This window comes from Natrinema zhouii, from assembly GCF_013456555.2.
In the GTDB taxonomy this organism is placed as follows: Archaea; Halobacteriota; Halobacteria; order Halobacteriales; family Natrialbaceae; genus Natrinema; species Natrinema zhouii.
Window position 1 is genome coordinate 3,703,453 of sequence record NZ_CP059154.1, and the last position, 13,041, is coordinate 3,716,493.

Here is a 13,041-nt window from a genome sequence, read left to right on the forward strand (position 1 = left end):
AGTCAGTCCCGCGAACTCAACACGGAGACGGGTTTCGTTCGTTCCGCTCCAGCGGACCGGACGGACGACAGGCGCGAGTCACAAAACGACGGTTACGTCCCGGACCTCGGATTACGGACTCGAGAGCTCCGCTTCGAGATTCCCCTCCTCGGTGACGCTCGGGATGTCGTCGACGAATCGCTTGATGATCCCCTCTTCGGCCCTGTGAAGCGTCTCGCTACACGTGGATTTAGCGATCCCGAGGCGGTCGGCCAGCTCCGTCAGTGAACAGCGTCGCGGGGTGTCGTAGTACCCCGCTTCGACGGCGGCGACGATCACCTCGAGCTGGCGGTCCGAAAGGAGTTGGCTCTCGTGGAGCCGCTCGCGGACGTGATCGATCCGATACTGGAGGCCGAAGTTCTCGAGCTGCTCGGCGAGCTCGGCCAATCGCTCCCGAGAGCCGGTGACGTCGATCGTTGCCTCGCCGTCCTGAATCTCGACCGGCAGTTCGATCGGCATCCCGGAATCCCGAGAGGAGAACAACAGGAGCGGTGCGGTAGTCTCGAAGTGGACCGTCGCCTCGTCGTCGCTCCACTGGGCGAGCGAGAGTTCGGTGATCTGTGGGTGCTCTTCCATGGCTTCGACTATCACAGGGGTTTCCGCACCGGCGATTCGGACGAGGGCGAAGCCGGTGTCGGAGCCGGGAACGGCTGCGAGGACCCGAAAGCTCGACTCGGGAAAGTCCGTCGAGATCTGTTGAATCCAGATCGAGTCGGGCATCGTGAGAGTGAGGGTTGCGTGGGCCATACGAACGTGTTCCGTTCGAAGCTATATACCGGCGGCGACGAATACGTTCGGTACGTTCCAGGGTCGTGGGAAACACGAAAAGAGCGAACGTATTCGATCGGCCATACCGAACGTGTTCGCACGAACTGGCATACGGTAGCCGTTCCGACTCGGAAATCACATGGCGAGACTCGACGTCAGAGACATTCAACCGGTGAACCGCCACTCGATCATCCACGACGAGTTCGAGGCCCTCGAGCCGGGCGAGACGCTCACGATCGTCAACGATCACGAGCCCAAGCCGCTGTTCTACGAGTTCCAGGCAGAGGTCGAGCGCTTCGACGCCGACGGCTACGAGGTCGAGCGACACGCCCCCGACGAGTTCGTTGCCCGATTCCCGAAGCTGGCGGCCTAACCGAACGTATCCGGTCGGGCTACCGCCTACGCCACGCGAGCGTGCTCGAGCAACAGTTCCGTCAGTCGCTCGGGTTCCTCGTGGGGCACCCAGTGACTCACTCCCGGCAGCATCTCGAGGCGGCGCTCCGCACAGAACGCCGCGCTATCGACCGCCAGTGCGGGGACGAGTGCCGAATCGTCTTCGCCCCAGACGACGAGCGTCGGCGCGGCGACGCGATCGATCGCGGGATTCGGCGGGTATCGCGTGGCCGCCCGGTACCAGTTGAGCATTCCAGTGAGCGCACCCGTCCGATCCCACGATTGCCGGTAGCGGGCCAGATCGGTCTCGCTGAACGTTCCCGGCGCGGCCGTCTCTCGAAGCGCTCGCTCAAGGAGGCGATACTCGTCGTATCGACAGGCGAACTCGGGGAGCCACGGCAGCTGAAAACAGACTGCGTACCAGCTCCGACGCAGTTGTTCGGGATTTGAGAGTAACTGTCGACGGTAGGCGGTCGGATGCGGCGCGTTGACGACGGTGAGACGATCGACGGCCCCGGGGAATCGACAGGCGAGGTCCCAGGCGACGATTCCGCCCCAGTCGTGGCCGACGACGTGAGCGGCGTCGCGTCCCTCGGTCGCGATCAGGGCGACGACATCACGCGCGAGTTCCGCCGTTCGGTACGCTCGCACACCGTCGGGCTTCTCGCTGCGATTGTATCCCCGCTGATCGGGAACGAGGACGCGATAGCCGGCGTCGACGAGCGGCGCGATTTGGGTCCGCCACTCGTACCAGTACTCGGGAAAGCCGTGGAGCAAGACGAGGAGCGGATCCGCTCGATCGCCGGCGGTGACGACGTGTAACTCAACCCCGTTGACCGTTCGGCGAGTCGACTCCGCGTCGACCGCTGACGGGATGGCCGACTCGAGTTTCGTGTCCGCAACTGTCGCCCGAGTATTCGTTCCCATTTGGCATCACCGATGCCGCGGGTGGTCCTGGCGATTGAGATGGCTCTCTCGGCTGGGCTCGCGTCTCGAGCGTCCCGATCCAGCCTGGCGGATCATCACGTCCAGACGCGGAGGCAGTCGGTCGAGCAGAAGTGGAGGTCGACGCTCTCCCCGATGCCGGACTCGACGTAGGTCGTTAGCGTATACGCAACCTCGTCGGCCTCACAGTTGTCACAATCCATACGTCCTGTCTCGGGACAACGACCTTGAGTATGAACTGATTAGCGGTCTCGATTTCACTGTTAGTAATATATTAGATGGAGGTAATATCACCTTGAAATTGCGGTTGCGCTCCGGTATCGCGCACCCAGCCTCGATCGCTTCGGAGCCGCCCGTCGACAGAACTGGAACGGACAACCGTGTCGTCTCTCGAGAGCGGCGTTGTTCTCTTTTCGTGAAACTATCTCGGCGACGCTGGGGGTTTCGCTGCCCTCGTTCCGGACGTCCGGGTCGACGTTCGAGAATGGGGCGGTATCGAAACCCTTACTCTCCGGAGGCCGGTGCGAACACGTATGAGCGACGACGCCGTCAGTGCCGAGGAGGTCCGCCACGTCGCGGAGCTGGCTCGCATCGACCTCGACGACGACGAGGTCGACCGATTCGCCGAGCAGTTCGCGGATATCCTCGAGTACTTCGAGACGCTAGACGAGGTGCCGGAGGTCAATCGCGACGCCGAGCTCGCGAACGTGATGCGACCGGACGAGGAACGCGCGTCCCTCGAGCACGAGGAAGCGCTCCGAAACGCGTCGGAGACCGAGGACGGCTACTTCAAGGGGCCGAACGTCTCGTAATCATGTCGGAGAACATTTTCATCACGGAAGCGCGAATCGAGGGGGACGACGACGGCCCGCTGGCCGGCAAAACGGTCGCGGTCAAGGACAACATTTCGACGGAAGGCGTCCGGACGACCTGCGGCTCCCGGATGCTCGAGGACTACGTCCCGCCCTACGACGCGACGGTCGTCTCCCGGCTGAAAGACGCCGGTGCGACCATCGTCGGCAAGGCCAACATGGACGAGTTCGGGATGGGGACGACCACCGAGACTTCCCACTTCGGCGAGACGGACAACCCCGCCGCACCGGGCCACGTTCCCGGTGGCTCCTCGGGCGGCTCCGCAGCTGCAGTCGCCGCCGGCGAAGCCGACCTCGCGCTGGGCTCCGACACCGGCGGCTCGGTCCGCTGCCCGGCCGCCTTCTGCGGCGTCGTCGGCATCAAGCCCACGTACGGGCTGGTCTCCCGATACGGCCTCGTCGCCTACGGCAACAGCCTCGAGCAGATCGGCCCCTTCGGCGAGACCGTCGAGGACGCTGCGGGGTTGCTCGACGTGATCGCTGGGAGCGACGAGCGGGACGCGACGACGCGTCCTCCCCAACTCGAGGGCGAACGCTACGCCGACGCCGCGACCGGCGACGTCGACGGCCTCCAGATCGGTGTTCCCACGGAGCTGCTCGAGGGGGCCGACGAGGGCGTCGTCGAAACGTTCTGGGACGCGCTGGGAGCGCTCGAGGACCGCGGTGCGGAGTACCACGAGGTCTCCCTCCCCTCCGTCGAACACGCCGTCGAGGCCTACTACGTGATCGCGATGTCGGAGGCCTCCTCGAACCTCGCGCGGTTCGACGGCGTCCGCTACGGCCATTCGGGCGGCTACGACGGCAACTGGAACGAGGCCTTCGCCAAGGCCCGCGAGGAAGGGTTCGGCGACGAGGTCAAGCGTCGCATCCTGCTGGGAACCTACGCGCTCTCGGCGGGCTATCACGACAAGTACTACAAGAAGGCCCAAGACGCCCGCGCGTGGGTCAAGCAGGACTTCGACGAGGCGCTCTCGGAGGCCGACGTGCTCGCGAGCCCCACGATGCCGGTGCCGCCGTTCGAACTCGGCGAGAGTCTGGACGACCCGCTCCAGTTGTACCTCGCCGACGCGAACACCGTTCCCGTGAACCTCGCCGACCTGCCCGCGATCTCGGTTCCGGCGGGCGAAACCGACGGCCTCCCCGTCGGCCTCCAGCTCGTCGGCCCCGCGTTCGGCGAAGAGCAGTTGATTCGCGCCGCGAGCGCACTCGCCTGAACGGGCTGCAGCGACCGTTCATCGCCCTCCTTTCGTCGATCGTGTCTCGACCTTCGCCGACAGATACATTTTTATACAGTACTGTCAACTAGGACCATACCGAACGGATCACCTGAGGAGACTCTCATGAAACTCGCACAGAATCAGGAAGTCGAATTTGACGAATTTTCGAGAGCGTGCGACCTCGTCGAGGAGTATTTCGCCGACACGATCGACGATGTCGCGTTGCACGCGCCCGTCTCTCGTCGGCAGCTTATCGCCGTCCTCGCACGCGCCCAACTTTCCGGCCGCCAGCTCGCGATCGACGGACTCACAGAGGATGGAGAGGTCGTCTACCAGTCGAACGACGAAACCCTGCTCTGGCTCGACGGCGAGTTCTGGACGGATATGCGCGGACAGCATCACTTGGCGCCCGACGAGGGCCGAGCCGCACGCGAGGTCCACCGACGACTCATCGAAGCGCTCGACGGCGACGTGCCGTACTACAATCGCGAACGTGACCCGTTCGTGCTCATCGAGCGATTCGATCCGTACGAGTAGCGCTCGTCGGAGCGATACCGGCGAAAAGAGGGTTTTGAAGCGATCAACCGTTCTCGAGGACAGTGACTCCCTTACGACGAGGAGCTCATTCCTCGTACGCGAGGTTCATGATCCACTGCGAGAAGGCGTCGCTGTTGGGGTCGACCTCCTCCTCGCCGATAAAGGGCGAGAGCATGTCGCCGGCCATCAGGAGGGTGAAGTCGAGGTCTCGAGCGGTCGGTGAGACGTAGTAAGTGTTGTGACCGTCGTAGACGGTCTCCTCGCGGTCAACGAGTTCCTTTTCGACGAGCGACTCGACGATCCGGCTGCCTTTGCGCGAGGAGACGTCCAGTTCCTTCCAGAAGTCGCTCTGGTGGATACCGCCGGACTCGCGGACGAGCTCGAGTCCGGCCCGCTCGTCCTCGGAGAGTTCGGCTTCGGCCGCGGTAACGCTCACGGAGACCACCTCGACGTGTGCGTCGCTACAGGCAGGAGTGCGTCCATATCCATACGAGATGGAGCGAGCCGCTTAAATGTGCCCTTCCCCTTCGAATGCAGAGTCGCCGGCCTCGTCGCACCCGCGTTCGAGCTCGAAATTCGCGCTACCGCCGGCTGTGATGGAGATATCCTCGTAGCTCGTCCGACAGGGAGGTCCCGGTGCGAAGGCGTATCGAGTCGTCTCAGGACCGAGCGCGATCAGCGACGACGATCGGGTCCCGAACCCGTCCCGGTGGATACAGACGCCGTACTCGTGGTCTCCGAGCACGTTGCCCGCCCGCTCGAGCCAGTCCGTAGCGGTCTCTCCGGACTCGGCCGTGAGCGCCTCTCGCACTGCGTTCGCGTTCGCCGCTTGCTCCCGGCCCGCAGCTGGTCGGGCCGACGGCACGTCGACCGCGTCGTCGACGGCGACGTTGACGACCACGTGAACCCCGGGTTCGAACTCGGTCAGGGAGAGCGCGCCGTCCCACTCGTAACAGAACGCGTTCGCCGCGTCGGCAACGACGAGATAGAAACCGTCGTACTCGTCGGCGTCGGTCGCCGCCTCGACGATCGACTTCGCGTCCGCGGCGGAGCGGGCCTCGAGCGCGTCGGCGACGAGGAGACCCCGAGACCGATCGCCGGCGAGATCGGTCTCGGTCCACTTGTTCGTGATCCCGACGAAGACGCCGTACTCGTTGTAGCCGATCCACGTGCCGCCGGCTTCGGCGTCGCTCGGTGCGATGACCAGCGGCTCCTCACTGTAGACGGCGGGCGGCAGCGCCTTGCGCTCGATTGCCTCGTCACGATTCGCGGCGACCGCGACCGGTGCGTCGTCGAAGACCTGCCAGGCGAGCGTGAGCGTACACACGATTCGCGATAGGGGCGCCAGCGTCTTAACTTCGGTTCCGCACGGTCACTCGATCAATCGTCGTCGGTCACGCTGCGGGTAGCTCGCTGCTGACGGACCGTCTGGGGGCCCAGCCGATCCGTCTCCTCGTCGCGGACGTAGTCCCGAGCGACGACGTAACTTCCGTACAGGATGACCAACAGGAACAGCGAGAACGGAAGCGCCATGGTCACCGAGAGCGACTCGATGGCGCTGAACTCCTCGAGTCGGAGCGATATCATCCCGAAGAGCGCGAGCAGTGCACCCCACCACGCGCGGTTTCGCGGGTTCGGGTTCTCGTCACCTAGCGTTATGGCTGAGAGCATGAACACCGCCGAGTCGAGGGAGGTGATGATGTAGCCGGCGATGATGAAGACGAACAGCACTGCGAGCACCGTGCCGAACGGCGTGATCTCGAGCGCTCTCGCGACGGCTGCGGGATTGCCCGCCGAGGCCATCGCCGCTGCGACCGGTTCCTGGTAGCCCGGCGCGAGCACCCAGCCCCCGATGAGCCCGTGCTGGATCCAGGTGAAGACCGTCGGAACCACGACGAGCACGGCGAACATCTCCCGGATGGTCCGGCCCTTCGAGACGCGGGCGACGAAGCTCCCGACGAAGATGCTCCAGGCGGCCCACCAGGCCCACCAGAAGCCGGTCCAGTCGGCCGCCCAGTTCCCCTCGGCTCCCGGCGCGGTGTACAGCGTCAGGCGGAACAGATTGCTGAGCCAGACGCCCGTCGCGTCCAGACTCAACTCGAGCATGTAGAGGGTCGGTCCGACCACCACGAGCAGGGCCATCGCGACGCCGATGAGCACCACCGTCGCGCGTGCCGCGTTGCGGATTCCTTTCCGGAGACCGAGCCAGACGTCGGCGAGGAAGACGATACCGATGAGGGCAAACACCGCGTAGGTCAGGACCGTCGCATCGAGTCCAAAGACGCTACCGAGGATCGCGGACATCGTCTGTGCGCTGAAGCCGAGCGTCGTCGAGATGCCGCCGATCGTGGCGATGAGCGCCGCCAGATCGACCAGCCAGTAGAGCCCCGGGATGCGGTCTTCGTCGACGATGCCGGCGAGCATCGAACTGATCTTGTAGTCGCCGACGCCGTCCGTGTAGACCACGATCCCGAAGGCGATCGCGACGGGGAGATACCACATCGCCAGCCCCGGGAACACCTCGTGAATAAACATGAAGGCCAGCGCCATCGCCTCGACGGATGCACCCTGGACGGGGGCCGGTTCCGGTGGCGGATGCTGGACGATCGACACCGGTTCCGCGACGCCCCAGATGAGAACCGAGGCACCGAACCCGACGGTGAACACCATCGACAGCCACGAGAAGAAGCCGAACTCCGGTTCGGCGTCGGGGCCGCCGATACGGAGCCGACCGTATCGCGAGGCCGTGAAGGCGAACACGGCGATGAGCAGAATGAATCCGAGGAGGATGAACCACCAGCCGAAGTAGGTGAGTATCCATCCCTTCGCGCCGATGAGAACGCTACTCAGCAGCGACGGCCGGAGAAAGCCGATCCCGCCGAGCGAGAGCATGACGCCCATCGTCACGAAAAAGAGGGCCCGCTCCGCTCGTGACGCGTCCTCGAGACCGAGGAGTTTCCCCGCGTTCATCGTTCGACCCCCCAGATAGCGCCGCCAACACCACGGTTGTTCGATCGCGCGATGTTCGACAGCGTGATGTCACTACTCACAGTTTCGTGAGCTACCATCAGATGTGACCCGAATCCCGCAGCCAAGTACTGATATACCCTTTGTCTCGAGGCGGTCTTCAGAGACGTTACCAAACGTGGCTGCGCGGTCTCGGTAACGGTCTTCTCGACGGAAACGCAGGAGGGACTTCGTCTCAGTGAGTCGATGCTTCTCGTCCCGCGAGGTGGGAATCCACGCGTATCAGAACCATCGAGACAGCATCCGTACGGCGATGGCGGCTACCACCTGCGATCACGATGACCCAGTCACGTCGATGCCGCCCTCGAGCAGTCGATCCCGAACGGCGTCGCGATCGACGGTTCCCGAGGCCGTCCGGGGAAGCGCGTCGGCGATTCCGATCGTCTTCGGTCGCTTGAATCCGGCGAGGTATTCGTCGCAGTGGGAGAGGAGTGACTGGGAGAGCTTCTCACCCGAATTGGTTTCGGAGTCGGGAACGACGAGCGCCGCGACCCGTTCGCCCCACTCCTCGTCAGGGAGCCCGACGACTGCGGCGTCGTCGACGCGGGGATGCGATCGGAGTGTCGCGACCACCTCGCCCGGATCGACGTTCTCGCCGCCGGTAACGATGCGGTCGCTGCGGCGATTGAGGATCCACAGTCGACCGTCCGCGTCGCGATAGCCGACGTCGCCGGTATGTAAGCCACGCTCGCCGAACGCGGACTCAGTGTGCTCGTCGTCGAGATAGCCCGGCGTCACCGTCGGCCCCGAAACGACGAGTTCCCCCTGTTCGTCGGGAGCGACTGTCGCGCCGGTCTCGTCGACGACGGAGACGTCAGTGAACAGCAGCGGCTGTCCGACGGTTCCTTCGTGTCTATCGATTTCTGCGGGCGTCGCCGTCGCGATCTGGGACGCCGTCTCGGTCATTCCGTAGGTCGGGTGGACCGGCACGTCCGCGTCCCGACAGCGCTCGAGCAACTCATCCGACGCGGGCGCGCCGCCGAGCAGGACGAATCGCAGGGCGTCGGCCGGCTCCCAGCCGGCCTCGAGCAGGCGCGTGCACATCGTCGGGACGAGCGAGACGCCCGTGATATCGTACGCCTCGAGCACCCGAGCGGTCGATTCAGCACCGAACTCGCGCTGGATCACGACGGGCGTGCCGTACAGCGCCGATCGGAGGACTGGCGCCAGCCCACCCATGTGGTACATCGGGAGACAGCACAGCCACCGATCGGCGGGGTCGACCCCCAGCCGGAACGCGGAGGCGGTGGCGCTCGCGACGAGGTTGCCGACCGTCAGCCGGACGCCCTTGGGCTCCCCGGACGTGCCGGAGGTGAACATGATCAGTTGCGTATCGTCGCGCTCGAGCGGGACCGGCTGAACCGATCGCGACTCGAAAGCGCTGTCGGGGTCGGACACGCCCCCATCGTTCGTCTCGGAGGACAGTGACTGCGTCCGATCGCTTTCGGGTTCGTCGACCGTGAACACGCCGACCGACCCGGTTTCGACTGCGAGCTCGAGCGCCGCCTTCTCGGTGTCCCGCTCACAGACGACGGCAGCGAGATCGGTCCGGGTAGCTTTCGCGGCGAGTTCGCCGGTCGTCTCACGGACGTTCAGCGGGACCATGGTCACACCGGTCCGCATGGCGGCGAAAAAGAGGGTCGCGAACGCGGGGCGAGTGTCCATGAGGACGCCGATTCGCTGCTGATTGCCTCGTTTCGAGTCGCTCAGTTCGAGAACCGCGTCCTCGAGCCCCGCCGCGGCGCGGTCGACGCGGCGGTCGAACTCGCGAAAACTCCACGCCGCGTCGGTCTCGATATCGAGCAGCGCCGTCCGCTGTGGCGTCGCGGCCGCGCGGTGCGCGATCGGATCGCGCGTCGGCCAGTCGACCGGACCCGGAGTCATCGCTCGCTCCAGACGTCCGAGACGCCGAGCCCCTTCGCCTGCGGGACGACTGCCGATCCCTTCTCGAGCAACACGGGATCCCGGCCGAGATCCGCCGCGAGCAGTTCGCCGGTCGCGAGTCCGCAGGCCGGGACGTCGGGGATCGCCGCCGCGAGGTGGACCGCACCCGTCCGCGCGACGACCCCGTCGATCGTCGTCGTCACCAGCGGCGTGACATCGAGTTCGGTCAGCCAGGCCGCGACCTTGCGAGCGACATCGATCCCGCCGAGCGCCATCGGCTTCAGGACGACGACGTCCGCCGCGTCGGCCTCACAGATAGAGTCGACGCCGTGCTCGAGCAACCCCTCGTCGAGCGCGATCGAGACGCCGCTGTTCAGCTCTCGGAGATCCGCGTGTCCCTCGAGCGCGCCGGCTGGCAGCGGCTGCTCGAGGATCGAAACTCCCAGATCCGTGAAGGCCTCGAGCGCCGATTCGGCTTCCTCGTAGGTCCACGCCTCGTTGGCATCGGCCCGCAGTTCGACGCTCGAGCCGACGGCCTCACGGACGCGACGAACGCGCTCGATATCCGCTTCGACGCTTCGGATCCCGACCTTCAGCTTGCAGCAATCGAAGCCGCGATCGACCGCCTCGCGCGCTTTTCTCACCGTTTCAGCGGGAGTCCCGTCGCTGATCGTCGCGTTGACGGGAACCCGGCCGACCATCGGCCCCTGGCCGAGGTAGCGGTACAGCGGCGTCGACTCGCGCGTCGCCTGCAGGTCCGCCAGCGCGAGCGCGAGCGCGTGCCGCGCTGCGACCTGGCGGTCGACGGTCTCGAGCGCCTCGATCGGCCCGTCAGTCTGCAGCGCGTCCCGGGCGCGCTCGAGGGCCCGTTCGCAGGCATCGAGGGACTCCGTCCAGCCCTGCAGCGGTGTCGCCTCGCCGTAGCCGACGGCAGGTCCGGCTGTTGGTTCGTCGCCGACGCCGACCACACCATCGCCGACATCGTCGCTCTCGTCGACCAGCCGAACGAGAAATCCGTCTCGCGAGTCGATTGTCCCGTCGGCCGTCTCGAGCGGCTCGGCGAGGTCCAGCGAGAACGATCGGTACTCGAGCGAGAGGTCCTCGGTGGAGCTCATAGGAACGCTAACCCCCCCGCGAAACAGATCGCGTACATCGCGAGCAGTTTGCCGGTCCCCTCGAGCGCCGGGTTGAGCGCCTCGCCGTCGGTTCGCGTACAGACCGTTCGGGCGACCATCGCGGCGTAGGGCAGCGTGACCAGCGGGAGCAGTACGCCGGGGCCGAACCCGGCTTCGAGCCAGAACCAGAACGGGACGACGTAGGCGAGCGCGAGCATGGCGACGTACTCGAGGCGGCTCCACCGGTAGCCGAGCCGGACCGCGAGCGTCCGTTTGCCGGTCTCGGCGTCGGTCTCCAGATCGCGGACGTTGTTCACGACGAGAATGGCCGTCGAAATCGCAGCGACGGGCAGGCTCGCCGCGATGGCTTCGCGCGGGACGGTTCCGTCGGGGATCGTCGTCGCCAGCGGCTCCGCGAGGACGGCCGCAGCCTGGACGTAGTAGGTCCCGGTCACGGCGACGAGGCCGAAGAAGACGAAGACGAACAGGTCTCCGAGGCCGTGATAGCCCAGCGGGTAGGGGCCGCCGGTGTAGGCCCAGCCGCAGAAGACGCTCACGACCCCGATCACGAGGATCGGGAGCCCGCCGACGTAGACGAGGTAGGTCCCAGTGAGGATCGCCAGCCCGAACGTTACGACGGTCGCGAGCTTGACCTGCTCGGGCGAGATGAGCCCCGACTGCGTTACTCGGGTAAACCCCTCGCGGTCCTCCGTGTCGGCACCGTTGACCGCGTCGTAGTAGTCGTTCGCGAAATTCGTCCCGATCTGTATCAACGCCGAGCCGACGAACGCCATCACTGCCGGCAGCACTGCGAATACCCCCTCGTCGGCTGCCAGCCCCGTCCCCACGATGATCGGGGCCGCAGCCGCGGGCAAGGTCTGGGGGCGGGCTGCCATCAGCCACGCCTTCGTCCGTGAGATCTCGACCTCGGCCGAACTCATGAATCGAGTGTCCCACTCGAGAGAGTGTCAACGTTGGCATTGCGAGTCGACCGACGACCACTCGACAGTGAAATTACGGCTCGGGAACGATCAGTTCGAGCGGCTCCATTTCGACGAACGCGGTCTCGTATCCCTGGTGTCGAGCCGTTTGCGGCGGTGATTCGACCGTGAGCGTCATCGAGTCGCCCGGTCGCGCGTTCGCGAGGGACCTTCCGTAGTGGAACCCGAACTCGCCGTCGAGCGTTTGCGTGAGCTCGAGCGGATCGTCGACGGCCGGTTCCCCGTCGCGTTCGACCTCGGCGCGCAGCGACATATTCGCGAGCGGCACGCGGTTGTACGGCGTCCGCGGCGAGACGAGTAGGTACCGGTCGTCGCCGTTTGCTAGTCGCGACCCAAACTCGAGCAGCGTGACGACGAACGCCGCATCGCCGCTCATCGGTACACCGCCGTTCGAATCCGTCCCGGAGTCTGCCTCCGGATCGATCAGTTGGGTTCCGGGGTAGTCGTCGGCGGGCGGCAGCGCGGAGTACGGAATCCCGGAGTGCATACCCTCCGTTTCTCCGTCGCTATCGTCGGTCATGGGCTCGAGCGCACCCCGCTGGCCCCAGCGCTCTCGATCCAGTAGTTCGATGCCGTCGACGACCTCCTCGCGAAAGGCGTCGTCGTAGGTAAACTCGAACGTCGCCGTCTTGGCCTCGCCGAAGCGTCCCTCGAACGTACCGGTTCGCCGCGTCGAAAGTGGCGGCAGTTCGACACTGACGGCGTAGGTTCCATCGCTCGGCAGGAAGACGTTGTCACCGAAGTGGAGCCCCATCTCCTGCGAGAGCATGGGCCAGAGCTGTCGCGACCGGACCTGATCGCCGTCCTTCGTGATCGTTACCCTCGGTTCGACATCGCCCGGAAGGACGATCCCGGTCTCCGGATCCCAGCAAACGACCATTAGATGGACGCCCCGATCGGCGTCCGGTTCGACGAGCTGGCGATCGGTCCCGGTGACGAGCCAGAACGGATGCGGGTACGTGAGCAAAGGTGCCAGCGCGTAGTCGCCGGCCTCGAGGGGGTCGAGGACTCGCATCGATTTCCGGTGGCCGGGGAGGTAGACCGCCTTCGGTGGGTCCTCGATCATCGGAATCGGCGCGGTTCCCGTGGCACCGTCGTCACCGTCGGCTTCGTTTGCGCGGTTGCCGCCGCTCTCGTTCTGATCGTCTGCCTCGTTTCCCGGAGCCGTACAACCCGCAACAGTGAGTGCCGCCGGGAGTACGGCCGTCCGCCGGAGGTACGTTCGTCGATTCATGCGATTCAC

The 13,041-nt window shown here is 65.5% G+C and carries 14 protein-coding genes; 4 read left to right on the forward strand and 10 right to left on the reverse strand.

The window, feature by feature from the left end; translation table 11 throughout:
- Positions 1-111: 111 nt before the first annotated feature.
- Positions 112-786, reverse strand: coding sequence for a helix-turn-helix domain-containing protein (locus HYG81_RS37100; RefSeq protein WP_180841163.1), 675 nt, complete (start codon positions 784-786; stop codon positions 112-114).
- Positions 787-946: 160 nt separating this feature from the next.
- Here HYG81_RS37100 and HYG81_RS37105 point away from each other — a divergent pair, with 160 nt between their 5' ends.
- Positions 947-1,180, forward strand: coding sequence for a DUF2249 domain-containing protein (locus tag HYG81_RS37105; protein ID WP_180841164.1), 234 nt, complete (start codon positions 947-949; stop codon positions 1,178-1,180).
- Between the two features lie 26 nt (positions 1,181-1,206).
- On the opposite strand, the gene HYG81_RS37110 is transcribed toward HYG81_RS37105, so the two are convergent.
- Positions 1,207-2,127 carry an alpha/beta fold hydrolase gene (locus HYG81_RS37110; protein WP_180841165.1) on the reverse strand — a complete coding sequence of 307 codons (921 nt, stop codon included), beginning with the start codon at positions 2,125-2,127 and terminating at the stop codon, positions 1,207-1,209.
- Positions 2,128-2,222: 95 nt separating this feature from the next.
- Positions 2,223-2,348 (reverse strand): hypothetical protein, encoded by a 126-nt coding sequence (locus tag HYG81_RS45445; RefSeq protein ID WP_255647635.1) that lies wholly within the window; start codon positions 2,346-2,348, stop codon positions 2,223-2,225.
- 330 nt (positions 2,349-2,678) lie between these two features.
- Between HYG81_RS45445 and gatC the strand changes: the two genes are divergently transcribed.
- The 3 genes from gatC (at position 2,679) to HYG81_RS37125 (ending at position 4,771) form a co-directional block, all read left to right on the forward strand.
- Positions 2,679-2,957: an Asp-tRNA(Asn)/Glu-tRNA(Gln) amidotransferase subunit GatC gene (gene gatC / locus HYG81_RS37115; protein ID WP_180841166.1), complete on the forward strand. Its 279-nt coding sequence runs from the start codon at positions 2,679-2,681 to the stop codon at positions 2,955-2,957.
- Between the two features lie 2 nt (positions 2,958-2,959).
- On the forward strand, positions 2,960-4,231 hold the full coding sequence (gene gatA / locus HYG81_RS37120; protein ID WP_180841167.1) for an Asp-tRNA(Asn)/Glu-tRNA(Gln) amidotransferase subunit GatA: 1,272 nt from the start codon (positions 2,960-2,962) through the stop codon (positions 4,229-4,231).
- A gap of 126 nt (positions 4,232-4,357) precedes the next feature.
- Positions 4,358-4,771: a DUF8048 family protein gene (locus tag HYG81_RS37125; RefSeq protein ID WP_180841168.1), complete on the forward strand. Its 414-nt coding sequence runs from the start codon at positions 4,358-4,360 to the stop codon at positions 4,769-4,771.
- A gap of 85 nt (positions 4,772-4,856) precedes the next feature.
- Here the strand turns inward: HYG81_RS37125 and HYG81_RS37130 are convergent, their stop codons facing one another.
- From HYG81_RS37130 to HYG81_RS37160, 7 genes are all read right to left on the reverse strand, one after another.
- A complete protein-coding gene (locus tag HYG81_RS37130; RefSeq protein WP_180841169.1) occupies positions 4,857-5,207 on the reverse strand; it encodes a helix-turn-helix transcriptional regulator in 351 nt (116 codons plus the stop codon).
- A 72-nt stretch (positions 5,208-5,279) separates the two neighbouring features.
- Positions 5,280-6,098 carry an NRDE family protein gene (locus HYG81_RS37135; RefSeq protein WP_180841170.1) on the reverse strand — a complete coding sequence of 273 codons (819 nt, stop codon included), beginning with the start codon at positions 6,096-6,098 and terminating at the stop codon, positions 5,280-5,282.
- A gap of 53 nt (positions 6,099-6,151) precedes the next feature.
- Positions 6,152-7,741: a BCCT family transporter gene (locus HYG81_RS37140; protein WP_180841171.1), complete on the reverse strand. Its 1,590-nt coding sequence runs from the start codon at positions 7,739-7,741 to the stop codon at positions 6,152-6,154.
- 330 nt (positions 7,742-8,071) lie between these two features.
- Positions 8,072-9,682 carry a class I adenylate-forming enzyme family protein gene (locus HYG81_RS37145; protein ID WP_180841172.1) on the reverse strand — a complete coding sequence of 537 codons (1,611 nt, stop codon included), beginning with the start codon at positions 9,680-9,682 and terminating at the stop codon, positions 8,072-8,074.
- Positions 9,679-10,797: a mandelate racemase/muconate lactonizing enzyme family protein gene (locus tag HYG81_RS37150; RefSeq protein WP_180841173.1), complete on the reverse strand. Its 1,119-nt coding sequence runs from the start codon at positions 10,795-10,797 to the stop codon at positions 9,679-9,681. Before HYG81_RS37150 ends, HYG81_RS37145 begins: the two co-directional genes overlap by 4 nt.
- The gene (locus tag HYG81_RS37155; RefSeq protein WP_180841174.1) at positions 10,794-11,738 is read right to left on the reverse strand and encodes a 1,4-dihydroxy-2-naphthoate polyprenyltransferase; all 945 of its coding nucleotides are present in this window, start codon (positions 11,736-11,738) and stop codon (positions 10,794-10,796) included. Before HYG81_RS37155 ends, HYG81_RS37150 begins: the two co-directional genes overlap by 4 nt.
- Positions 11,739-11,811: 73 nt before the next feature.
- Positions 11,812-13,032: a DUF7350 domain-containing protein gene (locus HYG81_RS37160; protein ID WP_180841175.1), complete on the reverse strand. Its 1,221-nt coding sequence runs from the start codon at positions 13,030-13,032 to the stop codon at positions 11,812-11,814.
- Between the last annotated feature and the right edge of the window lie 9 nt (positions 13,033-13,041).

Bases quoted from the DNA above. Each gene is read 5' to 3' on its own strand.
- HYG81_RS37100 (WP_180841163.1), bottom strand. From the start codon at position 786: ATGGCCCACGCAACCCTCACTCTCACGATGCCCGACTCGATCTGGATT.
- HYG81_RS37105 (WP_180841164.1), top strand. From the start codon at position 947: ATGGCGAGACTCGACGTCAGAGACATTCAACCGGTGAACCGCCACTCG.
- HYG81_RS37110 (WP_180841165.1), bottom strand. From the start codon at position 2,127: ATGGGAACGAATACTCGGGCGACAGTTGCGGACACGAAACTCGAGTCG.
- HYG81_RS45445 (WP_255647635.1), bottom strand. From the start codon at position 2,348: ATGGATTGTGACAACTGTGAGGCCGACGAGGTTGCGTATACGCTAACG.
- gatC (WP_180841166.1), top strand. From the start codon at position 2,679: ATGAGCGACGACGCCGTCAGTGCCGAGGAGGTCCGCCACGTCGCGGAG.
- gatA (WP_180841167.1), top strand. From the start codon at position 2,960: ATGTCGGAGAACATTTTCATCACGGAAGCGCGAATCGAGGGGGACGAC.
- HYG81_RS37125 (WP_180841168.1), top strand. From the start codon at position 4,358: ATGAAACTCGCACAGAATCAGGAAGTCGAATTTGACGAATTTTCGAGA.
- HYG81_RS37140 (WP_180841171.1), bottom strand. From the start codon at position 7,741: ATGAACGCGGGGAAACTCCTCGGTCTCGAGGACGCGTCACGAGCGGAG.
- HYG81_RS37145 (WP_180841172.1), bottom strand. From the start codon at position 9,682: ATGACTCCGGGTCCGGTCGACTGGCCGACGCGCGATCCGATCGCGCAC.
- HYG81_RS37150 (WP_180841173.1), bottom strand. From the start codon at position 10,797: ATGAGCTCCACCGAGGACCTCTCGCTCGAGTACCGATCGTTCTCGCTG.
- HYG81_RS37155 (WP_180841174.1), bottom strand. From the start codon at position 11,738: ATGAGTTCGGCCGAGGTCGAGATCTCACGGACGAAGGCGTGGCTGATG.
- HYG81_RS37160 (WP_180841175.1), bottom strand. From the start codon at position 13,032: ATGAATCGACGAACGTACCTCCGGCGGACGGCCGTACTCCCGGCGGCA.